General features: G+C 60.0%; 19 protein-coding genes. 7 read left to right on the top strand and 12 right to left on the bottom strand.

Features of this window, described 5'->3' with window-relative positions; genetic code table 11:
• Window positions 1-459 precede the first annotated feature (459 nt).
• The 3 genes from HUV26_RS06035 to HUV26_RS06045 all read left to right on the top strand — a co-directional run bounded on the left by HUV26_RS06035 (window position 460) and on the right by HUV26_RS06045 (window position 2969).
• Window positions 460-1569: a glycosyltransferase family 1 protein gene (locus tag HUV26_RS06035; protein WP_174409210.1), complete on the top strand. Its 1110-nt coding sequence runs from the start codon at window positions 460-462 to the stop codon at window positions 1567-1569.
• Window positions 1570-1664: 95 nt separating this feature from the next.
• Window positions 1665-2498 carry a TatD family hydrolase gene (locus HUV26_RS06040; protein WP_174409211.1) on the top strand — a complete coding sequence of 278 codons (834 nt, stop codon included), beginning with the start codon at window positions 1665-1667 and terminating at the stop codon, window positions 2496-2498.
• Between the two features lie 87 nt (window positions 2499-2585).
• A complete protein-coding gene (locus HUV26_RS06045) occupies window positions 2586-2969 on the top strand; it encodes a response regulator (protein ID WP_174409212.1) in 384 nt (127 codons plus the stop codon).
• Between the two features lie 76 nt (window positions 2970-3045).
• On the opposite strand, the gene HUV26_RS06050 is transcribed toward HUV26_RS06045, so the two are convergent.
• On the bottom strand, window positions 3046-4296 hold the full coding sequence (locus HUV26_RS06050; protein WP_174409213.1) for a M48 family metallopeptidase: 1251 nt from the start codon (window positions 4294-4296) through the stop codon (window positions 3046-3048).
• 310 nt (window positions 4297-4606) lie between these two features.
• On the opposite strand from HUV26_RS06050, the gene HUV26_RS06055 reads away from it, so the two are divergent.
• Entirely contained in the window at window positions 4607-5812 is a 1206-nt protein-coding gene (locus HUV26_RS06055; protein WP_174409214.1) for an FprA family A-type flavoprotein, read from the top strand.
• 359 nt (window positions 5813-6171) lie between these two features.
• On the opposite strand, the gene HUV26_RS06060 is transcribed toward HUV26_RS06055, so the two are convergent.
• The gene (locus tag HUV26_RS06060) at window positions 6172-8181 is read right to left on the bottom strand and encodes a peptidase U32 family protein (protein ID WP_174409215.1); all 2010 of its coding nucleotides are present in this window, start codon (window positions 8179-8181) and stop codon (window positions 6172-6174) included.
• A 308-nt stretch (window positions 8182-8489) separates the two neighbouring features.
• Here HUV26_RS06060 and HUV26_RS06065 point away from each other — a divergent pair, with 308 nt between their 5' ends.
• The 3 genes from HUV26_RS06065 to HUV26_RS06075 all read left to right on the top strand — a co-directional run bounded on the left by HUV26_RS06065 (window position 8490) and on the right by HUV26_RS06075 (window position 11718).
• Window positions 8490-9308, top strand: coding sequence for a dihydroorotate dehydrogenase electron transfer subunit (locus HUV26_RS06065; RefSeq protein ID WP_174409216.1), 819 nt, complete (start codon window positions 8490-8492; stop codon window positions 9306-9308).
• A 235-nt stretch (window positions 9309-9543) separates the two neighbouring features.
• Window positions 9544-10464, top strand: a complete 921-nt coding sequence (locus HUV26_RS06070) for a dihydroorotate dehydrogenase (protein ID WP_174409217.1) — start codon at window positions 9544-9546, stop codon at window positions 10462-10464.
• A gap of 339 nt (window positions 10465-10803) precedes the next feature.
• Window positions 10804-11718: a LysR substrate-binding domain-containing protein gene (locus HUV26_RS06075; RefSeq protein WP_174409218.1), complete on the top strand. Its 915-nt coding sequence runs from the start codon at window positions 10804-10806 to the stop codon at window positions 11716-11718.
• A 185-nt stretch (window positions 11719-11903) separates the two neighbouring features.
• On the opposite strand, the gene HUV26_RS06080 is transcribed toward HUV26_RS06075, so the two are convergent.
• The 10 genes from HUV26_RS06080 to tsaA all read right to left on the bottom strand — a co-directional run bounded on the left by HUV26_RS06080 (window position 11904) and on the right by tsaA (window position 21318).
• Window positions 11904-12917 carry a M48 family metallopeptidase gene (locus HUV26_RS06080; protein WP_174409219.1) on the bottom strand — a complete coding sequence of 338 codons (1014 nt, stop codon included), beginning with the start codon at window positions 12915-12917 and terminating at the stop codon, window positions 11904-11906.
• A 171-nt stretch (window positions 12918-13088) separates the two neighbouring features.
• Window positions 13089-14252 carry a YjgN family protein gene (locus HUV26_RS06085; RefSeq protein WP_174409220.1) on the bottom strand — a complete coding sequence of 388 codons (1164 nt, stop codon included), beginning with the start codon at window positions 14250-14252 and terminating at the stop codon, window positions 13089-13091.
• A gap of 102 nt (window positions 14253-14354) precedes the next feature.
• A complete protein-coding gene (gene aroE / locus HUV26_RS06090; protein WP_174409221.1) occupies window positions 14355-15176 on the bottom strand; it encodes a shikimate dehydrogenase in 822 nt (273 codons plus the stop codon).
• Window positions 15177-15340: 164 nt separating this feature from the next.
• On the bottom strand, window positions 15341-15736 hold the full coding sequence (locus HUV26_RS06095; RefSeq protein WP_174409222.1) for a DUF1987 domain-containing protein: 396 nt from the start codon (window positions 15734-15736) through the stop codon (window positions 15341-15343).
• A gap of 15 nt (window positions 15737-15751) precedes the next feature.
• Window positions 15752-16276 (bottom strand): SiaB family protein kinase, encoded by a 525-nt coding sequence (locus tag HUV26_RS06100; RefSeq protein WP_243451289.1) that lies wholly within the window; start codon window positions 16274-16276, stop codon window positions 15752-15754.
• 16 nt (window positions 16277-16292) lie between these two features.
• On the bottom strand, window positions 16293-17525 hold the full coding sequence (locus HUV26_RS06105; protein ID WP_174409224.1) for a SpoIIE family protein phosphatase: 1233 nt from the start codon (window positions 17523-17525) through the stop codon (window positions 16293-16295).
• The gene (locus HUV26_RS06110) at window positions 17522-18286 is read right to left on the bottom strand and encodes a GGDEF domain-containing protein (protein ID WP_174409225.1); all 765 of its coding nucleotides are present in this window, start codon (window positions 18284-18286) and stop codon (window positions 17522-17524) included. The genes HUV26_RS06105 and HUV26_RS06110 overlap by 4 nt, the downstream gene beginning before the upstream one ends.
• A gap of 465 nt (window positions 18287-18751) precedes the next feature.
• Window positions 18752-19636 (bottom strand): ATP phosphoribosyltransferase, encoded by an 885-nt coding sequence (gene hisG / locus HUV26_RS06115; protein ID WP_174409226.1) that lies wholly within the window; start codon window positions 19634-19636, stop codon window positions 18752-18754.
• Window positions 19636-20031 (bottom strand): phosphoribosyl-AMP cyclohydrolase, encoded by a 396-nt coding sequence (hisI, locus tag HUV26_RS06120; protein WP_174409249.1) that lies wholly within the window; start codon window positions 20029-20031, stop codon window positions 19636-19638. Before hisI ends, hisG begins: the two co-directional genes overlap by 1 nt.
• 168 nt (window positions 20032-20199) lie before the next feature.
• A complete protein-coding gene (tsaA, locus tag HUV26_RS06125) occupies window positions 20200-21318 on the bottom strand; it encodes a tRNA (N6-threonylcarbamoyladenosine(37)-N6)-methyltransferase TrmO (RefSeq protein WP_174409227.1) in 1119 nt (372 codons plus the stop codon).
• Window positions 21319-21320: the final 2 nt, after the last annotated feature.

The following is a 21320-nucleotide window of genomic DNA, read 5'->3' on the forward strand; positions in this document are numbered from 1 at the left end:
CAGGGGGAGAAAACTCATATCGGCTACTCAGCGCCGCCATCTGGCCGGAACCCCATATGAACAGTGGACAAAAAAAATTTGCCGCCGCGTGCAAAAACCACCCTCCTTCGCGCTTTGCACAGGGAAAAAACTGTGGATAACTCCCCCACGCCTCAAGGGCCAGCAACCTTCTCAGAACCGGACCGCCCATAGCCAATATTCTTCTATATAATCAGCACAATAGGCTGTGGACAATCCGGCAGCACACATCAGGCATACCCGACACCCGCTGTGGATTACCATGGGATTTTTTGCACAAGCTCCGCCTGCCCTTCCGGGCTTGCCAAAGGCACCTGTTCCGGCCCGGCAGGCATCCCTTCCATTTGTCAAAGCACCGTTGCCGCGCTACACAGGAACGGGCGCGCTTTGTCCGTTTGTTGTCCTTGTGCTGTCCGCGCGCCCGCAAAACGGAAACCAACCATGCGTACATACATCTTTCTTCCGCCCCTCAAGGGCATGACCGGCGGGGTCGCGGTGCTGCATCAGGTGGCGGAACACCTGCACGCAGGCGGCTTTGCCGTTTCCGTGGTTCCCCGCGAACCGGGCACCCCCCTCCCTGCGGGCGTGCCCGTCTGCCCGTGGAACGAACTGACCCTCAGCCAGCACGACCTGTGGCTGGTGCCGGAAGGCTGGGTAAACGCACTCACTCCGGGCCTGCAGGCAGGCGCACGCTGCGTGGTCTACGTGCAGAACTGGTCGTACCTGCTCTCTTCGCTGCCGCCGGGTGTGCAGTGGACGCAGCTTCCCGTTTTCTTCCTCAACGTATCGCAGCCTGTGGCGTGGTTTACGGAACAGGCCACGGGACGCAGCGGTCCCATCCTGCGCCCCGGCATAGATACCCGGTTGTTCTGCCCCGCCCCGTCCGGGCAGAATACAGAGATATCGTCATCGCACGATGCCGCCTCCGCACCCGGCTCGACATCAGGCACAACATCAGGCTCGACATCCGGTTCAACATTTGGCCCGATCACAACCCCGACCATCGGATGGATGCCCCGCAAGAACAAGGCCCTTGCCGTACGCATCCGCGAAACCTTCGAGGCACGGCGCGCCCTGCAGGGCAAACCGCCCGCCCGCTGGCTGGAAATTCACGGCATGACCCGCCAGGGGGTTGCCGATTCCCTGCGCAGTGCGCATATCTTCCTGTCCACCGGCTTTCCGGAGGGCTGCCCCCTGCCCCCGCTGGAAGCCCTTGCCAGCGGCTGCATTCTGGCAGGCTTTTCCGGCATGGGCGGCTGGGACTACATGCGGCAGGCCCTGCCCCCGCATGAGGGCGGCTATGTCCCATGGTGGCCCCTGCGGGAAGTCCCGTGGCAGGGCAACGCCCTTGTGGCTGCAGACGCAGACGTGCCCGCCGCCGTCAACGGGCTGGAAACCGCCGCCCGCTGGCTGGAAACCGACGCACCGCAACTGGCCGCCCTGCGCGCCAACGCGGCCCGCACTGTCAGCCACTACACGCTGGAGTCACAGCGGCAGGCCGTGCTGGAACTCTGGCGTCAGGCGGCGGAAGGCTCACTGTTCATGCGGTAGAAACATCCCTCCCGCCACCGTCCGTTCCCCCCTGCCCATTGTGCAGGCCGAAACTTCACGCACGCAGAACAACCTTTCAGGAATTGATACACAATATGTCCAAGAAAAAGACCAAAGAACCGCTGCCGGAACCGCACTCGCTTAACATGCCCCATACCGGCGTGGAATCGCACGCCCATCTGGACCTTGATGCCTTTGCCGAAGACCTGCCGCAGGTGCTGGAACGCGCCCGCGCCGCCGGGGTACGTCACATGGGCAACGTCTTTCTGGGGCCGCAGGCCTATGCCCGCAACCGCGCCCTGTTCGAACAGACCCCGGATGTCTTCTTCCTGCTGGGCATCCATCCCGGCGAAGCCGACACCTGCGACGAAACCGCCGTGGAGGCCATGCGACACGCCTTTCTGCACGACCCAAGGCTCAGGGCCGTGGGCGAAATAGGGCTGGACTATTACTGGGACGACCATCCCAGAGATATGCAGCAGCGCGTTTTCATCATGCAGCTCGCCCTTGCGCGCGAGGTGCAAAAACCCGTGGTCATCCACTCGCGCGACAGTAACGAAGACGTGCTGCGCATCTTGGAACAGGAAGGCTTTGCGGGCTATCCCATGCTGTGGCACTGCTTCGGGGCTGATGCGTCACTGGCGCAACGCATTGTGGACAACGGCTGGCACATCTCCATCCCCGGCCCGGTCAGCTATCCGAAGAACGATGCCCTGCGCGAGGCTCTGCACGTCATTCCGCAGGAACGGCTGCTGCTGGAGACAGACTGCCCCTACCTCACGCCCATGCCCTACCGGGGCAGGCGCAATGAACCGGCCTATCTGGTTTTCACCGCACAGACGGTGGCGGAACAGCTGGGCATGGCTCCGCAGGCGCTGTGGACCCTGTGCGGCAGCAACGCAGCGCGGTTTTTCGGTCTGGATGCATGAAAAACGCAGTTTATAATTAGCCACGGGCTTCCGCTGTGATACGGTCGCATCTGACCACATCCGACTTCGGAACAACGGGAGACATCCATGAAGACCATATATCTTGCGGAAGACGATATCGTAACCCGAACACTCATCGCGGAACAGGTCAGGGAATGCGGCTACTCCGTGGTGGCGTTCGAGGACGGCATATCGGCATATGAAGCGCTGCTGGCAAATCCCGGCGGTGCGGACCTGCTCATAACGGATGTGCGCATGCCCGGCATGGACGGCACGGAACTCATAGACAGGCTGCGTTCCATGCCCGTGTTTTCCCGCCTGCCCATCATCATCATGTCCGGCGTGGTGGGCGTGCGGGATATAGCCGACCTGCTCAGACACGGGGCAAGCCGCTTTCTCGCCAAACCCATAGATCCCAGGGAACTGTGCGAGAACATCAGCCGGGCACTCACCGTGCCGCACCATCTGTAAGGCTTGGCTTCCGGAGTACATACCCCGGCAAACGCTTTTCCGGTCCGCCAGACGACCTTACTGCCTCAAGCCAAGCCTATCCGGCTGCAGGCGGCCCGAATGCCCGCAACCGCTGCAAACGCTCCACCACTGGCGGATGCGAATAGTGCAGCAGCACATGGAACCGGTGCGGCGTAAGGTTTGAAAGATTCCCCACAGATAGACGCTTCAGGGCAGAGGCCAGTGCCTCTGCCCCACGCGTTGTGCGTGCGGCAAAGGCATCCGCCTCAAACTCGTAACGGCGGGAAAGGGCGTTGGCCCACACCCCCGTGAGCAACGCCAGCGGCGTGTACAGCAGGCTGAAGAACACAATGCCCGCATGCAGGCTCATATGCTGCATGCCAAAGGCATCGAACAGCGGCCGCGATTGCAGCACAAACGAGAGCAGCAAAAAAGTCACCCCCGTGCGCACCACGCCCGCCGCCACCATGCGGTGCACATGGCGCAGGCGGCAATGTCCCACCTCATGCGCCACCACCGCCACCACCTCCTCCTCCGGCATGGTCTCCACAAGGGTGTCGAACAGGGCTATGCGCTTCTTTTTGCCGAACCCCGTAAAAAACGCGTTGCCCTTGCCGGACCGCTTGGAACCGTCCATCACAAAGAGGCCGGAAAGGGAAAACCCCTGCTCCCGCACATAGCGTTCTATGGCCCCGCGCAGCGTGCCCTCCGGCAGCGGCGTAAAGGTGTTGAAGAGGGGCAGTATGAGCACCGGGGCCACATACTGCACCCCCAGCGAGACCACCACCGTAAACGCCCATGCCACCAGCCACGCCCATTCACCCAGTGTGGCAAAAAACCACAGCACACCCGCCAGCAACGGCCCGCCGATACTCACGCCCAGCAACACCCCCTTTATCCTGTCCCGGATGAACAGGGCCGGAGTGGTGCGGTTAAAGCCGAAACGCGCCTCCAGCACAAAGGTGCGGTAGACGGAGGCAGGCACAGTGAGCACTCCGCTCGCCAGCGCCAGAATGCCGAAAAAGGCCAGCCCCTGCGGGATGTAGTGGTCAAACATTCCGCGCACCACCCTGTCCAGAAACGGAAAAGCCCCAGCCAGCACCGCCGCCGCAAGCGCCACGGTGCCCGCAGTTTCCGTCACCATGTCCAGCTTCGCGTTGGCGCGGGCATACTCCTGCGACCGGGCATAGTGCTGTGCCTCGGCCACATCCGCAAACTCTTCCGGCACGGCGGGAGACAGGGCGCGCAGATTCAGCAGGGTGGATGCTGTTTCCAGAAGCCACGCGCCTGCCAGAAACACCAGCACCAGCAACAGGTATATGTTCATGTACTCCTCACGTCTTGCATTGCCTCTACATCCTCTCCGCTTCCAGACCTCTCGGCTCCAGGCCTCACCGCTTCCGTCCTCAACGTTCCGGCCCTGTCCGCGCCCGCCAGATACCCGCACCGTTCTGCCAAAGCATACATAATGCCCGCGCGCTTGCCCATGATGCGTTTTTTTCTTATGTCTGGTTGCTCGACCCATAAAAAACGGAGCCGCCCGACCCTGTGCCGGTCGGCCCTATCCGTACCGGGCCTGCGGAAAGGCACCACACCCCCGCATGGCCGCAACACTCCAGCACGACAAGGACCCTACCATGAAACCGCTCGAAATAAAAAAGGATGTCTTCTGGGTAGGCGCGGTGGACTACGTAAGCCGCGACTTCCACGGATATTCGCTCTCCCCGCAGGGCACCACCTACAACGCTTACGTGGTCAAGGATCAGAAAAACGTCCTGTTCGACAACGTAAAGGACGGCTTTCTGCCCACCCTGCTGTGCCGTCTCTCGCAGGTGTTGGAACCGGAAAAAATTGATTACATCGTCTGCAACCATCTGGAGCCCGACCACGCAGGCTGCCTGCCGGAACTGGTCAAACTGTGCAAGCCGGAAAAGATTTACTGCTCCCCCATGGGCAAACGCGCCATGGAGGCCCATTTCGACATCACCGGCTGGCCCGTGGAAGTGGTAAAGACCGGCGACTCCATCAACATCGGCTCGCGCGACATCCACTTCGTGGAAACCCGCATGCTGCACTGGCCGGATTCCATGGTTTCCTACATCCCGCAGGACAAGCTGCTCATCTGCAACGATGCCTTCGGCCAGAACATCGCCTCCACCGAACGCTATGCCGATGAAGTGGACCGTGCCGTGCTCGAGCACGCCATGACCGAATACTACCACAACATTGTGCTGCCCTTCTCGCCCATCGTCATAAAGACGCTGGACCTCATCGCCGAGATGAAGCTGGACATAGACATGCTGGCCCCGGACCACGGCCTCATCTTCCGTGGCGACGATGTGGCATGGTGCCTGAACAAATACCGCGAATTCGCGGAACAGGCATGGAAGAAACGCGCCGTGATCGTGTATGACACCATGTGGCATTCCACAGAAAAAATGGCCTATTCCGTTGCCAGCGGGCTGGAGTCGGAAGGCGTGCCCACCCGCATCATGTGGCTGAAGGCCGACCACCACAGCTCCGTGATGACAGAACTGGCCCGCAGCGGCGCGGTCATTTTCGGCTCGCCCACGCACAACAACGGTCTCCTGCCCAACGTGGCCAAAATGCTCACCTACATGAAGGGCCTGCGCCCGCAGAACAAGATAGGCGGCGCGTTCGGCTCCTTCGGCTGGTCCGGCGAATGCGTGAAGCAGCTCACGGAATGGATAGGCGACATGGGCTTTGAAATGCCTGTGGAGGGCGTAAAGGTGAAGCATGTGCCCACCCATGCCTCCTATCAGGAATGCTTCGACATGGGCGTGGCCATTGCGAAGGCGCTCAAGGAAAAGTGCGGCGAATAACCCCGCCCCCCCTTGAACCACCGCTGCCCCACCGCAGCCACCCCCATAATAACCACCACACCCCCGGGCATCCGTGTCCGGGGGTGTTCCGCATTCTGTGCTCCCCGCAGAGCATCGCCCGCCGTCTCAGAAGCCCTGCACGCAAAGTATAGCCATTTATTGGCCATTTACCCAATAAATGGCTATAAACGCCTCACGCCCGGCGTCACGCCTTCAACCTACTCAATTCAAAGAATATTATTTCGTCAACCTGCTTATCAACCTCACAGGCGTGCTGTTTCAGAAGGATTTTCACACAAAAAAAGCCAATTATACGGCCATGACCGTATAATTGGCTATACATTGGTTTTCCGCTCCCGTTACAGCAGGGGAATATCCCAGTTGAACGGAGAGGTGCGCCGCGCTTCGGGCACAGCCTGCGGCGGCTGCTCCATCATGGTCACAAACATGGTGTATCCCGCAGCCACAAGCTGATCGCGCTTGTCCTCAATACTCAGGGGCCAGCCGGGATAAATCCACGAATTCTGCCCGTACTTGCGAATCCAGAACACCTCACCCTTGGGTGACTGGAACGGCTCGTTGGGCTTTACGCCTTCCAGCGGCAGACGGGAAACACCCATAGGCCAGTAGCCGGAAAGCACTATACCCAGCGGCAGGCAGCTTTGCTTGGGCAGGGCCAGCACGTCCTCCGAGGAAAGCTCCGGCGAAACAATGGCTCCACGGAAGCCAAGCTGCTTCAGCGCGGCAATGGCGGCAGGGTTGGAAGGATTGCAGAACGGTCCGGCCACAAGGTCGGCCTTGGCATCTTCAAAAAAAGCCACCTGCCACGGCGAACCGAGCACAAAGTGCCGTGCCCCGTCGCGCAGGGCCTGCTGCACCATCTTCTGCCATCCGGCCTCTTCATCAGGCCACACCACCGGGGGCAGCCACCATGAGATGCGGGAAAAAAGCGTCCGCCCCACAGTCTGCAATGTTCTCGGTCCCAGCCACAGCCCGTTCACGTTCCCCGTAAACTTGCCCGCCTTGCCTTCCTTGCCGTGGGGCAGGCCGGGCCGCAGCAGCACGGATACCACGGGCAGCCGCTTGTCCGGGCCGGGATATTGCGGCGTAAACTCCACGGCAGAGGGGGTGCGCCCCTTGCATTTGCGCAGCTTTGCCTCCCACTCGTCCAGCAGGCGCACCATCTGGGGCTCCCGCCGGTCTATGAGAAACACGGGCGTGCCGGACTTGGGGTCCTTGCGGGCAGGCGCGCGCAGCATATAGGTACCGGCCTTGGGCACCCGCTTCACCACGCGGTCAGTAAAGTGCCACGGCTCATCCTCGTACCCAATGCGCAAAAAGTCGTGCTGCAGCAGTTCCATGCGCGGCTTGAAGAAATATTTGGGATAGGTGCGCTCACCCTTCTTGGCCTTGGGTGCAGGTTCCATAACCACCTTGCCCACCAAAAGGCCGGAACTGGTCTGCTCTCCGGGCTGCGTGGGCGCATGGGGCTTCTGTGGCAGAAAGAGGGAATGGGTGGAAGGACGCCCGAGCGCCTGTTCCAGCAGTTGCTCCGCCTGCTTGCGCGCGGAAGGGTCTTCGGGATGATCCCGCAGCAGCCTGTAGGCCGTTGTGGTGTAGAAGACATAATGAGGCCCCTTCTTGCGGCCCTCTATCTTCCACGAACGCAGGTTGGGCACCGAGAGCAGGGTCTTGGCCAGCACGTCCAGCGAAAGGTCCATGCACGAGAAGAACCGCCCCTTGCGCTTGTTCTGCTGATACACGCGGCGGCAGGGCTGCACACAGCGGCCGCGCAGGCCGGACTTGCCGCCCATATAGCTGGACCAGTAGCAGCGCCCGGAAACGCAGTAGCACAGCGCGCCATGCACAAACATTTCAAGGCTCATCCCTTCGGGACAGGCCTCGCCGCACTGGCGCACCTCGTCCACATTCAGTTCGCGCGGCAGAATAACGCGCGATACGCCCATATCCTTCGCCACCCGTAACGCGGCAGGGTGGGAGACGTTGGCCAGAGTGGAAAGATGCATCTCGCCCTCAAACCCCACCTGACGGGCAAGCTCCACCGCGCCCAGGTCCTGCATGATAAGGGCGTCCGGCTGCACGTCGCGCTTCAGGCGGGCGATAAGCCGACCCGCTGCGTCCGGGTCACCGGGCTTGAGCAGGCTGTTCAGGGCCACGTAGATGCGGCGGTTTTCCTTGTGCGCCAGCTCCACCACACGAGAGAGCTCGCTTATGGAAAAATTGCCTGCCTGCGCCCGTGCGGAAAAATGCTTCAGGCCAAGATATACCGCGTCCGCGCCGGCAGCCAGCGCCGCAAGACATGCCTTGGCGTCTCCGGCCGGGGCAAGAATTTCAGGAATGTTCAACATAGGACCTACTTGTTATAACAGCGGCGGAAGCAGAATGGCCTTCGCCGTAAGCGTGGTTGAAGAATCGTATTGTGGTGCCGCTGTGCATACGGCGGGCACTGCTCATAACCTTAGATGCGCTTGCCCGCAACTGCAAGCGGACAACATAAAAATCAAACCTTGCCACTGACGGAATGACGGTCTATGTCAGTGCAGGGGGCGTGCGCCGTAACCAAACCGTGCCGGAACCGACGTCCGCCCGGCATCTGGCGCCGGGTACAGACGGTCGTATAGCCCGTCCTCCGATTTTTCTCAAAGGTGACGACATAATGACCAAAGAACAATGCACCGTCCTGAAGGTGCTGGATAATGTTCCCTTCGGGCAGGTAGCCGGGGAACACCTCTTTTTCGCCCTGCGTCTGGAGCGCCCCGAATGGACCAACTGGCTTCCCGGCCAGTTTGTCATGGTGCGTCCCTCCGGCTGGGCGCTGGACATGCTCTGGGCACGGCCCTTTTCCATCTGCCGGGTAAGCCCGCGCGACCTTGTGCTCTTCTTTCAGGCCGTGGGCCGGGGCACCCGCCGCATGGCCACCCTCAAATCAGGCGACGAGGTACTGGTGTGGGGCCCGCTGGGCAACGGCTTTGCCATGGAACCGGACACCCCCACCCTCATGCTGGCAGGCGGCATAGGTATCGCCCCCTTTGTGGGCTACACCCACCACCACCCCAAGCCGTGGAACCTGCACATGGAGTTCGGCCACCGCATGCCGCTCAACTGCTATCCGTTCGAATCCATCAACGAAAAAATCATGGGCGATGCCCACCACGAAACCAGCCGGGAAGACCTTGCGGCCTTCATAGAACGCATGGACAAACGCATAGCGGAATACGCCGCGCAGGACGGGCTGGTGCTTGCCTGCGGTCCCACCCCGTTTCTGGCCACCGTGCAGAAGCTTGCCCTTCAGCACGGGGCGCGGTGCCAGCTTTCGCTGGAAACCCGCATGGCCTGCGGCGTGGGCGCATGCCTTGGCTGCGTGACCAAGGTTTCCGACGACATGACCGCCTCCGGCGTGGCGGCGGGCAGGGCGCAGGTATGCGAGCACGGCCCGGTGTTCTGGGCCCATCAGGTCACGCTGGAAGAAAACTAGCAGGGGCCGGGTCTACCCCGTGTGCTGCCTCCGGGCGGCCATACGGGCGGGCATCCGGGCAAACCTCGGGGCTGTCCTCGGAGCGAGCCTCGAAGCAACTCCCCGGGCAGCACGGCCCCGGCATAACGTACGCGGCGGCGCAGCAGTTTTCTGCATCGTGCACCGCGCCATTTTTTGAACAGCCTGTAACGCGGAGCATTCTCCCCGTGCAGCAGGCAGCCAGGCGGAAACGTACATGGACATGCGATTAAATCTTCCCGGTCTTCCGGACTTCAGCTTCAGAAACCCCATTCTCACAGCCTCGGGCACCTTCGGCTACGGGCTGGAATTTGCCCCTTACGGCGACCTGACCACCCTCGGCGGCATCGTGGTCAAGGGCCTGTCCCTTGCGCCCCGTGCAGGCAACCCCATGCCGCGCATTGCGGAAACGCCCTGCGGCATGCTCAACGCCGTGGGCCTGCAAAACTCCGGCGTAGAATCCTTCCTGCGCGACAAGCTGCCCAAGCTGCCGTGGCGCGATGTGCCGGTCATCGCCAACATCTACGCCTGCGACCCGGCAGAATTCGCCGAACTAGCCTCCATCCTCGCCCGTGAGCAGGGCATTGCCGCCATAGAGGTAAACATCTCCTGCCCCAACGTGAAAGAAGGTGGCATCCTCTTCGGGCAGGACGCCCAAGCCGCCGCCCGTGTGACGGAAGCCGTCAAGCGCGTGGCGGGCGACAAACCCGTCATCATCAAGCTCAGCCCCAATGTCACGGATATCGCCACCATCGCCCGCGCAGTGGAAGATGCCGGGGCAGACATGATATCATGCATAAACACCCTTTCCGGCATGGGGGTGGACATACGCACCCGCAAACCGCTGCTGGCAAACATCATCGGCGGCCTTTCCGGGCCCGCCATAAAGCCGGTGGCCCTGCGCTGCGTATGGCAGGTGTGCCGCGCCGTGACCGTGCCTGTCATAGGCATCGGGGGCATTACCAGCGCAGAAGATGTGCTGGAATTCATGCTGGTGGGCGCACACGCGGTTCAGGTGGGCACAGCCAATTTCCTGCGTCCGGACTTCAGCTTCCGCCTGGTAAACGAATTCACCGAACTGCTGAACAAGCTGGGCATAGCCGACCTTGAGGACTACCGCGGCTCGCTGCGCACATGAGCCTTCCGTCCCCCCTGCTTTACAACGCAGGCAGCCCGGAACGGATAAACCGCTCCGGGCTGCTTTTTTGCTCACCGCACGGGGGTACGGAGAACACGGAGTTTCTGGCGTCAGTCACCCGCCAAAAAGTGAGGCCCTGCGGGTGTGGGCGTGCAGGGCCTCGTAGGGGAAAAAGGAGGAAGAAGCGCAAAACCAACTGGGGGAAAAGGCGTACAGAAAAATGGCAGTACTGTCGCCACCCGTTCCCGTCGTGATGGTGAAAGCATCATATCCGGGGTAGCCCGGAAAGCAAATTTATAATATTTAAAAAGTCGTTAAAATTTTCTGAAGAGGTTGACAGTGAATATCACGGTGCGACAGCTCGAACTCTTTATCTCGCTTATGCGCAACCCGCACATCGGCAAGGTGGCAGAAGAACACTACCTCACGCAATCCGCCGTCTCCATGTCCATAAAAGCGCTGGAAGACGCCGTGGGCGAACAACTCTTCGACCGCATAAGCAACCGCCTCGTGCCCAACGAAAGCGGCCGCCTGCTGCTGAACAGGGTGCGCCCGGCGCTGGAGCAGTTGCAGGAGGTGGAAACCATCTTCCGGCAGGACCGCATGGCGGGCGTGCTCACGGTGGCTGCAAGCTCCACCATTGCAGACTACATCATGCCGCAGGTTCTGTTCGACTTCCGCACCCGCTACCCTGAGGTGCAGGTGGAGATGCTCAGCCGTAACTCGGAAGAGGTCATCGCGGGCATAGAAAGCGGCAGCGTGGCGCTTGGCTTCATAGAAGGCGACTACGAATGCCGCGTGGCAGACTTCCGCGAACTGTGCACCGAAGAACTGGTGGTGGTCTCCTCCGACAAGCACTTCGCCTCAGAGCGGGAATACACCATTGAGGAACTGCTGGGGCTCAAATGGGTTCTGCGCGAACCGGGCTCCGGTACCCGGCAGACCATGTGGGAACACCTCGGCCCCGCCAAGAAGCGGCTTAACGTGTTTCTGGAACTGGAGCACATAGAGTCCATAAAAATGGTGCTCAAAAACCCGGATACCGTCAGTTGCATGTCCCCGTTCTGCTTCCAGCGCGAACTGGCAAACGGCGAGCTTTTCCCCGTGCAGGTGCAGGGCGTGCGGTTCACCCGGCGCTTCTACGCCGTTACCCACCGCCAGAAATACAAATCAGCCCTGCTGCTCGCCTTCGGCAACCATGTGCGCCAGCATCTGGAAACCACATGGCCGTGGATTCTGCGCAACACCCACTGACGCCACACAACACACGGATTATTCGGAAGAAATTCAGATCAACATTGCAAACCCTTCGGTCACGCATCGGAAACTTAACGGAAGGCTATCGACCGAAAAACTCCGTACCGTGGCCCGGCAGGCCGCAACACGCTCCCCGACCATCCGCCTTTAGGCATCAACCAGCGCAACGCAAGGAACGGAGACTACTCGCAGATATTGCGTACGGCTTCCCAAGCCTCCCAAGACAACACACTCTCAGCCACGGCAGCCCCGCCTGCGACAGCCGCCTGCTCCTCAACAAGCACCCGGAGCGTGTTTATGCGCTCCGCTGTTTCCGGGTGCGAACTGAGCATCCCCAGATAGGCGAACACCCCCTGATTGTGGCCTGCCTCTTCCTCAAGCCTTTCAAAAAAAGTAAGCAGCCCGGACGTGCTTATGCCTGACTTCTCCAGCAGGGCAAAAGCGTGCGCATCTGCCGCTCGCTCATAATCCCGACTCCATGACGAGGTGGTCATACGAAGGGCAAGACTGCGGGCTGCCCCGCCCATAAATCCACCGTCATGACCAAACAAGATCGTGCTCGCGAGCTGCACGCCATAGCTGCCAGCCATGTTGCGCAACCCATGCTGTTCTTTTACGTGCCCCATTTCATGGGCTATTATCCCGGCCAGTTCTTCTGGTGTTTCCACCATCTCAAGCAGGGCAGAGGTAACGAGCATGCTCCCTCCGGGGGCAGCAAAGGCATTCATAATCTGAGAATCCACAACCTTCACTGAAAACGTATAGGAAGACGGCTCCGCAACGGAAAGGCGTTCCACCAAAGAAGCGATGGCAGACACTCCTTCTTGCTGCTCGCACCACTTCGCCTTCCCATCTCTTTTTTTGGCAAGCAAGGTCCCAAGCTGTTCCCGGACATCATTGCCGAGCCGTTGCTCTGTCTCAATGGGCACACGGGCTACCACCGCATCAACAAGGTATGGAAAGGCCCACCATGCCATCAGGCCCAACAGCCAGGCAACAGCAGAAACCCGCCCCCATCTGCGAATCGATGCGCGGAACGCGGAACGTCGAATACCGTTCAAGTACGGAGCCAATTGCCCATGCGCCGCTTGGTTCACCACCGTCAGCCGCTCTCCCGTACCCGGGGTGTGCGTAAGCGCGTAGGGAGGCTTCATGAACTCCGGCAGCACAAGGCTTTCCAGAGACCATATGGCCATTATCGCCCCCGAAGGGGAAGTGATACGAAGGTGCTCTCCCTGCGCTTCAACCTTTACCGTGTAGGGCTGTGCTGTTCTTCCATCGTAATACCGGAACTCCGGGCCATTCTCCTGAACGTCACATCCCCGAGCATGCTGATCGTGCATTGGTTATTCCATCCGTGTCTGTCGCTACACCGCGAGATCAAGATCAAATGCTTCAAAGAAGCCCTCACCGTGCTTGGGCGCATTCTGCTCATCCTGCGCAAGGTGCACGTAATCCAGATCGCCCTGAACGTGCAAAGAATGCAAATACACACGATGGGAACGCACTATGAGCCAAGGGGCTGCAAAGCCAAGCGTGCAAAGACGCAGCAGCAGATTGGTCAATTCCAGCCACAGCATTCTGCGCAGTGTAATGGTGCTGCGAAACTCCACACCGGGGAAACGCGTGTTCATCGCTTCCCAACGAATACAAACCGCGGCAAACCAATAGGTGGACAACGATCCCAACAACAGCATGCCGTAAACGGTGCCAAGTGCCACAAGAAGCCCCTTAACCGCCGCCCTGCCGGGATCTTCATTAAGATTGCCTACCGCTGAACCCAAATCCACCAGCATCATACCGGCTCCACCAAACCCTATCATCCCTACCAGAGCCACCAAGAAGGGCACATACAAAGGTTTTGCCTTTCCGGTGAACCAAAAGCTTCGGGAACCGTACCACATGTTTCCGACTATACGCTTCCGGAGCACGGCACGGGATTTGGGATACCACAGATAGAGCGTGATGATATTAAGCAGCGTCTGCCCCAGCGCCACCAAGGTGAAGCGCCATGCGCTGCCCGAAAGATTAAAGCGGATGCCGCGCCATACAGTCCGCGTTAAACGGTAGCGGATAGCCCTATACGTTGCAAAAAACCAAAAGGGCACGAGCGCAATGAGCAGCAAGCTGGGTACAATTTGCTGCGCTGGCCCCACATAGAAGTGCACTGCCGAGTTGTAGACGACAAATACCACGGCAATGATCAGAAAACCAAAGAACAGTTCCTTGCCCGTTCCGGTATATTCCAATGGTTCTCCCTCAACGACCGTGTTGGACCACAGGTACTTGCGCACCTTCACTTTCGCCCAGAAATGATAAATACCCAGCGTGAGAACGGTAAGCAGAAAATTGACAATCCAAATTTTGAACAATTGCCATCCGTTCCCTTTAAATTCCACCAAACGGCGAAACTCTCCGGACTGCCCCCCAGGCAATCCCGCGTTCTCATCCCGCACCGGCTCTGCCATTACCACCCCCGTTTCCTGCGCCTCCCCTCCGGCACTCCATGCGCCCTCATTCTGTTGTTGCATATCTCACTCTCGCAATAATTATGTTATATCACATACCCATTCGCCAAAAAAACACTCCGGTCCAAACACTTCGTTCAGACAAGAGAACATTAGGACAACCTATTACAGCATCAAATATTCAGCTATCCGCTGCCGCACATCCCCAAGCGGCAGTTCCTCACCGGTCCAGATGCGGAACTGCTCGGCCCCCTGTGCCGCGAACATATGCAGGCCGTCCAGCGTTTCCCAGCCTGCTGCCTGCGCCTCTGCAAGAAACCGCGTGTGCAGCGGGTTGTACACAAGGTCATAGGCAAGCCCTTTTCCGGAAAACCCTTCCGCCGGATAGGGGGTGCGCCCCGCGTTCTCTCCCGCCATGCCAAGGGGGGTGGAGTTGATCACAAGATCCGCTCCCGTCCCTGCGCGGTCTTCCCATGGCACCACTGCCGCCCCGAAAGGGGCTGCCACTGCCTCGGCGCGCTCGCGGGCACGGTTGGCAATAAGCACCTCGCCCACCCCCAGCTCGTTCAATCCGGCCAGAACAGCCTTGGCAGCACCGCCCGCGCCGAGCACCAGTGCCTTGCGCACCGTACCCGCGCGTTCCCGCAAGGGGGCAAGAAAACCCGCCACGTCCGTATTGTCGCCCATAAGCCTGCCCTGCTCCCAGAACAGGGTGTTCACGGCTCCCACGGCCTGCGCCCTTCCGGTAACGCCGTCCAGCAGGGGCATAACCGCTTCCTTGTGGGGAATGGTCACACTGGCACCGCTCAGGGGCAGGGTGCGAAAGGCGGTGACAAAGTCCGCCAGCTTTTCCGGCGGCAGCGGAAAGGCCATGTACACGGCGCGTATGCCGCACCGGGCAAATCCCCAGTTGTGCAGGGCGGGACTCATGGTGTGACCGAGCGGATGCCCGATGATGCCGTACAGCTGTTCCGGTATGAAGGTCATATCTTGCCGCCTTTGCGTTGCGGTGGTTCAGGGTGGGAAACCACACTGCCGTCTACAGCCGCGCAGGTCAACAGGCTGGCACTACAGGCTGGCTCTACAGGCTGACTCTGCAGGCGAGCTCTGCAGGCAAGGTAGACAGGCTGTTGGCAGGCCGGATTTCAGCATCAAACGGTCTTGGGCACCAACTCAAACGTCATATGGCGCACATCTTCCTGAAACTCCTCGCCGCATTCAAAGGCGGTTTCGTTTTCCGGGTGGTAATGCCAGCGCACGGTAACCGGCTTGCCCGTTTCCGCGGCTGCATCCAGCAGATCAAACAGATCCATGAATGTTTTGGAGCTGGAGCTGTTAAAATAGATAATCTCCAAGTCCAGCAGCATGGGCTGCGTGCCTGTATAGGCCAGATAATGCCGCAGCCATTGGAACACAGGCTCGTAGAACCGCGAGCAGTTTTCCGGGTATGATTCGCCGCGCATGCTCATGCTGTTGCTTGCGGGGTCAAAGTCTATGGCAGGCGATGATTTGGTCGCCGCCACATAAAAACGCGCCAGTGGTGTCATGGGGAATCCCCCTCCCTAAATATGTACCTTCACGGCAAAAAAGGATGTGGTGTCGTCTATCGGGTCAAACCGGTATTGCAGCGGGCGGCTGGCCTTGCGGGCCATTTCTATGAATCCCAGCCCTGCGCCGCACGAATCCTCGTCCGGCCCCTTGCGCCGCTGTTCCTTGTAGTAGGCCTTCAGTTCCTCGCGCGACATGCCGTTCACGGTATCTATCCGTTCGCGGATGCGCTGTTCGCGCTTGCGGCTCACGGGATTCCCGCACGCCACGTAGAACTGTTCCCCCGACCTTCCCACCATGATCTGCCCCACACCTATACACTCCGTGGCCGTGCAGGATTCGCGGGCGTAGCATATGACGTTCTGCATCTGCTCCACAAGCACGGAAAAAACCTTCTGCGCCAGCTGCATGCCGTTTTCTTCAAAGGCCATCTTGCGGCGCATCATATCGCCAATCCCTTCAACCACGCTCTGCGAGATGGGCCCGTTGAAATAGAGCACCACGCCTTCGCGGTTCATGGTCTCGTAGAACGAAAGCATATTCATCTCCATATATTCACACCGTAAAACCGAGAACCGTCACGTCATCGCGCCGGGTTTCGCGGCCCATATATTCCTTGAGGGTTGCTTCCAGCAGGGTACGCTGCCGCGCCAACGGCACGTTCCCGTTTTCCCGGATGAACGAAAGAAAACGCGACTTGCCGAAAGGCAGCCCGTTGGCCCCGCCCACCTGATCCGTCAGTCCGTCCGTAAGGCAGTAATACCGCGTGCCCGCCTGCAACGGCAGCACATGGTTTGTATACACATAGTCTTCCGGGGTGCGCACGTAGCCCACACCGCACCTATCGCCTCGAATCTCCACCCCTTCCCCGTCGCCGCCATGTATGCCCGCCGGCAGCATGAACAGCGAATGCCGCGCACCCGCAAAATGCAGCGTGCGGGCGGCTTCATCCACAAACAGCACGGTGCAGTCCATGCCGTCATCGGAAAGAGAGTTGGCCCGGTCCTGCGCAAGGGCTCCGCGTATGGCCCGGTTCATGGCGCCGATCACACCGGCGGGGTCGGCCCGCAGCGCGTCCGTATCCAGCCTTTCAAACAGGGAATGCACGATAAGTGTCATAAACGCACCGGGCACCCCGTGGCCCGTGCAGTCCACCACCGCCACAAAAAAACCGTCACGGGCGCGGCGCACCCAGTAGGCATCGCCTCCCACGGTATCCCTCTGGCTCCATAGCAGAAAATGCTCCGCAAACAGCTCGTGCAGGGTTGCCTCGGCAGGAAGAAACGCGTTCTGGATAACGCTGGCATACTCTATGGATTCATGCTGCCGCGCCTGCGCCTCGTTCAGGTTCCGCAACGCCCCGTTCAAGGCCTTCTGGCGGCTGTCTATGATGTGCCCTATCCAGAACAGGTTATGCCGCAGTGTCTGCAGGGCATCGTTGTCTGTGGGCTCCGGCGGCAGAGATTCAAAGGGCGTAAGATTGCCTTCGCGCATCTGCCCGCACAGGGCGTTCAGCTCTTTCACACTGCGCAGGGCGAGAATGTGGGCAAAAAAATGGGACAGCGGAATCAGCACAATAAACCCTGCCGCAATCCATCCCGCAAGCAGGTTGCCCAGCTGGGTATGGCTCATGCCCTCATGCAGCAGCAGAAGAACAAGGGGACACAGGATAAGGCACAGCGCAAGAATGATCTTCATCTTGGTAACAGTGCGCAGCCCTGCCGCATAATCGAGAATACGCGCGTACAGCCCTCCCGTTACACGGGACCCGGAAGAGTCAGACTTCATGCCTCCCCCTGGTGCCGCACGCGTTCTGCAGCCGCCACAGGACAATCCGGCAGGCAGTCCGGGCCGGGATACCGCTCCACACGATTGCGCCCGTTTTTCTTTGCGGCATACAGGGCCACATCCGCCCGCTTGAGCATGACCTCAAGATCCAGCCCCTTTTCCTGCCCGCTACCCGTGGTGCAGCCGATGCACACGGAAAAACGCACCGCAGCCTGCTCCACCAGCATAATATGGCGCTCCATGGCAAGGCGTATGCGTTCCGCCAGCAAGGCCGCCTCGCGGCAATCCGTTTCCGGCAGCAGCACGGCAAACTCCTCGCCGCCTATGCGGGCAGGCATATCATGCGCGCGCACCGCTCCGTTCAGCAGCGAGGCTATGTCGCGCAGCACCCTGTCGCCCACATCGTGCCCCCAAGTGTCATTGATGGATTTAAAGTGATCCGCATCAATGAGCAGAAGCGAAAAGGGCTTGCCCGTACGGCGCGAGCGCGAAAGCTCCTTGCGCGCCACCTCCATGAACTGCCTGCGGTTGTCCAGACCGGTCAGGGCGTCCGTACGCGCCATATGGTTCAGTTCATCGTTCAGCGAACTCAACTGGGCCTGCATGCGGTCTCCCATGGTCACCAGCCTGCGCGACTGCCTGAGCAGTTTGCGGGCCACATCCAGCAGGTCGCCAAACGGCTTCTCCGCCACGGTTCCCCGCAGCAGGGAAGAAAGCAGTTCCTCCGCCTGCTCAATGCATTCCTCTTCTTTCTGAAACATGCATTCCCCCGAAAATACTCCCGGAACATTCCCGAGCAATCTCGAAAATCCCGGCCTTGCTTGTGCGTCTCTTTGCCGCCTATCCCGGAAGGTATGTCTCCGGGCAGCCTCGGCAGCGTTCCCCCCTCTCATATTGAATATGATTTTCAAAATCAACAAGAAACTGGTTTGCTCCATAATCTTCTGCATGCGTAAGGCTCCTCCATGGGCACCGGCTGTCTTTCTCTACAGCACCCCCGCAGGATCAAGGATCAATCAGGCCCGATTATCCCCGGACTAGCTCGGGACTAACTCCGGACCAGCCCCGCTTTGCGCCTCTTCCCCGTGAAGCCACCAGCACGCGGGAGAGCTTTCCATTCCCTGCCCAGCGCAGAGGCACGCCCCCTCTGCCCGTACCGCGCAAAGGAAAAGGGACGGAAAAGCCAGCGGCCTTTCCGTCCCTGTGTGCATCGCGTCAGATAAGGGTCAGACGATCTTGTTCAGCGAATACTCGATTATGCCTTCGGCACCCGCTTCCACCAACTGGGGGATAAGGTCGCGCACTATGCTGCGGTCCACCACAATTTCCACGGCAAGCCAGTGGCTGTCCTTAAGCTGGGAAACCGTGGGCGAATTCAGCGAGGGCAAAAGCTCCAGAATGGCGTCCTGCTTGTCCCCCGGCACGTTCATCTTCAGGCCCACAAGGTCGTCGGCACGAAGCGCGCCCTGCAGCAGCAGGTCTATCTGCATAATCTTGCGGCGCTTCCACGGATCTTCCCATGTTTTCTTGTTGGCGATGAGCTGGGTATTGGTCACCAGCACATCGTCAATGATACGCAGCCCGTGGGCGCGGATGGTGGTGCCCGTTTCCGTCACCTCCACAATGGCGTCGGCAAGCCCCTCCACCACTTTGGCTTCCGTGGCACCCCACGAATAAAACACGTCCACGGGAATACCAAGGTCCGCGAAATACTTTTTGGTCACGCCCAGCAGTTCGGTGGCAATGCGCTTGCCTGCAAGGTCCTGCGGGGTCCGGAACGGAGCATCGCCCGCCACGGCAAGCACCCAGCGGGCAGGGCGGTTGGAAACCTTGGAATACACAAGGTCCGAAACCACGTGCACATCCGCGCCGGTTTCCAGCAGCCAGTCCTTACCTGTCAGGCCCACGTCCAGAATGCCGTCCTGTATGTAATGCGGAATTTCCTGCACGCGGCACAGCCGGGCGGTGATTTCCGGGTCGTTGATTTCCGGGAAATAGTTGCGGTGGTGCTGGCGCACCTTCCAGCCGCAGCGTTCAAAAAGGTTGAGCGTGGAATCCTGCAGCGAGCCTTTGGGTATGCCCAGCTTGATCTGGCGTTGCGTCTCGGACATTATTTATAGACCTCCTTGGGGTCGAAAACGAGCGGGGAGCAGACGGAAACCATACCGTCCTTGCGTTCGCGGTAAAAACAGCTTCTGTACCCTTTATGACAGGCCGCGCCGCCTATCTGATCCACGAGCAGCAAAATGGTGTCGCTGTCGCAGTCAAGCCGCACGGCCTTGATATGCTGGGTATGGCCCGATGTCCCGCCCTTATGCCACAGGGTACCCCGGCTGCGGCTCCAGTAGTGGGCCTCGCCGGTTTCCAGTGTCTTGTTCCACGATTCCTCGTTCATGTAGGCCATCATCAGCACCTCGCCTGTGGCGTGGTCCTGCGCAATGGCGGGTACAAGTCCGCCCGTTTTCGCAAAGTCCGGGGCGAAGTCAGAGGCTGCGACAGGGGTCATATCCGGGCTTTTTGCTGCCATATCCTCGATATCCTTACCGTAATCTCACCTCAGGCTGTCCGGCCGCACATCGTCGGGGTGCGGCGGCAAACACCGGTGTGGAAGGGGCGAAGTAGCGCGTTTATGCCTATTTTGCAAGCCGTGCCGCCTTCCGCAACGGCAATGTCGCTACCGTTTCGTCAAAACGTCAAGGTGCACACCTGCCAGATGCTCTATCTCCTCGCTCAGTGCCAGCGCCCAAGCAGCATCAGGCCCCCAGCAGGCAAGGCCGTGGCGTTCCAGATAAATTCCTTCGTGGTGCCGTGCGGCAAGTCCGGCGTCACGCGCCAGTGCATGGGTTCCGGGTTCGTTGTCGCGCACGCTGGTAAACTTGGCGCGGATGAGGTCTGATTCAAAGATAGGCAACCGCAGCATGTCCGCAACGGGTACATGCACCCCCAGCGCGAGCAACTTGGGCGGATGCGTGTGCACCACCGCCTGCGCCTGCGGCTGATTGCGGTAGATTTCAAGATGCATTCCCGCTTCGGAAGAGGGCTTCCCTCCTGCCACCGTCTCACCCGTGCGAATATTCACCATAGCCAGATCTCCCGGCTTCAGATTGCCCTTGGCGGAACCGGTGCAGGTTATCAGGCACATATCGTCCGCATTCCCGCCGGTCTGCCTACCGGTTTGCCCGGCCAACTGCTCACCGGTCTGCTCACCGGCCTGCTCACCAGCATGTCTGGGCGCATGACCGTCATGCCCCAGCCTGCCCAGCCGCATGGAGACGTTGCCGTTAAAGCCGGAAAGCAGCCCCCGTGACCACGCCCTGCGGCAGATATCCCGCAGTATATCCGCCTCACGCGAAGGAATACCCGCCCCCCACTCCTGACGTGTTTCCCGCGTACCAATGCGCTGAATGAACTCCGTTTTAATGTCTATGACAGGCGTGCCATCCACCACCTCAAGCGGAAAAACCCTGAGCAGATTGCGCTTTATCTCCAGAATGCGCACTTCATGCAGCCCCACGGGATTGGGCCGCGCAGGCGAACGGGTGTTAAACACGCCGCGTTTGGGCCTGCTGGCGTCGCCACGCGGGTGCACAGCAAGCACATCCCGGTCGGCAAGGTGCATCCATGTGAGCAGAGTTATGCTTTGGCCTTCCTCAAGCGTATCCAGCCCGTCCACATAGTCTTCGTCAATCTCCACCCACGCCTCAGGCGCGCCTTCGTCCCCCTGCTTGGGGCACTCTTCAAGGCGTTTGAGCGAGGAACTCACCCTGCCGATAATCCTGACATCCTTTTCCATAC

It is taken from the genome of Desulfovibrio psychrotolerans (assembly GCF_013340305.1).
GTDB classification, from domain to species: domain Bacteria; phylum Desulfobacterota; class Desulfovibrionia; order Desulfovibrionales; family Desulfovibrionaceae; genus Halodesulfovibrio; species Halodesulfovibrio psychrotolerans.

What these genes read in the sequence shown, in the direction of transcription:
- hisG (WP_174409226.1), bottom strand. Translation starts at nt 19,636, where the DNA reads ATGTCCGAGACGCAACGCCAGATCAAGCTGGGCATACCCAAAGGCTCG.
- HUV26_RS06050 (WP_174409213.1), bottom strand. Translation starts at nt 4,296, where the DNA reads ATGAACATATACCTGTTGCTGGTGCTGGTGTTTCTGGCAGGCGCGTGG.
- HUV26_RS06105 (WP_174409224.1), bottom strand. Translation starts at nt 17,525, where the DNA reads ATGAAGTCTGACTCTTCCGGGTCCCGTGTAACGGGAGGGCTGTACGCG.
- HUV26_RS06085 (WP_174409220.1), bottom strand. Translation starts at nt 14,252, where the DNA reads ATGCAACAACAGAATGAGGGCGCATGGAGTGCCGGAGGGGAGGCGCAG.
- HUV26_RS06040 (WP_174409211.1), top strand. Translation starts at nt 1,665, where the DNA reads ATGTCCAAGAAAAAGACCAAAGAACCGCTGCCGGAACCGCACTCGCTT.
- HUV26_RS06095 (WP_174409222.1), bottom strand. Translation starts at nt 15,736, where the DNA reads ATGACACCACTGGCGCGTTTTTATGTGGCGGCGACCAAATCATCGCCT.
- HUV26_RS06100 (WP_243451289.1), bottom strand. Translation starts at nt 16,276, where the DNA reads ATGCTTTCGTTCTACGAGACCATGAACCGCGAAGGCGTGGTGCTCTAT.
- HUV26_RS06035 (WP_174409210.1), top strand. Translation starts at nt 460, where the DNA reads ATGCGTACATACATCTTTCTTCCGCCCCTCAAGGGCATGACCGGCGGG.
- HUV26_RS06060 (WP_174409215.1), bottom strand. Translation starts at nt 8,181, where the DNA reads ATGTTGAACATTCCTGAAATTCTTGCCCCGGCCGGAGACGCCAAGGCA.
- aroE (WP_174409221.1), bottom strand. Translation starts at nt 15,176, where the DNA reads ATGACCTTCATACCGGAACAGCTGTACGGCATCATCGGGCATCCGCTC.
- HUV26_RS06055 (WP_174409214.1), top strand. Translation starts at nt 4,607, where the DNA reads ATGAAACCGCTCGAAATAAAAAAGGATGTCTTCTGGGTAGGCGCGGTG.
- HUV26_RS06080 (WP_174409219.1), bottom strand. Translation starts at nt 12,917, where the DNA reads ATGGCCATATGGTCTCTGGAAAGCCTTGTGCTGCCGGAGTTCATGAAG.
- HUV26_RS06110 (WP_174409225.1), bottom strand. Translation starts at nt 18,286, where the DNA reads ATGTTTCAGAAAGAAGAGGAATGCATTGAGCAGGCGGAGGAACTGCTT.
- HUV26_RS06070 (WP_174409217.1), top strand. Translation starts at nt 9,544, where the DNA reads ATGGACATGCGATTAAATCTTCCCGGTCTTCCGGACTTCAGCTTCAGA.
- HUV26_RS06045 (WP_174409212.1), top strand. Translation starts at nt 2,586, where the DNA reads ATGAAGACCATATATCTTGCGGAAGACGATATCGTAACCCGAACACTC.
- hisI (WP_174409249.1), bottom strand. Translation starts at nt 20,031, where the DNA reads ATGACCCCTGTCGCAGCCTCTGACTTCGCCCCGGACTTTGCGAAAACG.
- HUV26_RS06065 (WP_174409216.1), top strand. Translation starts at nt 8,490, where the DNA reads ATGACCAAAGAACAATGCACCGTCCTGAAGGTGCTGGATAATGTTCCC.
- tsaA (WP_174409227.1), bottom strand. Translation starts at nt 21,318, where the DNA reads ATGGAAAAGGATGTCAGGATTATCGGCAGGGTGAGTTCCTCGCTCAAA.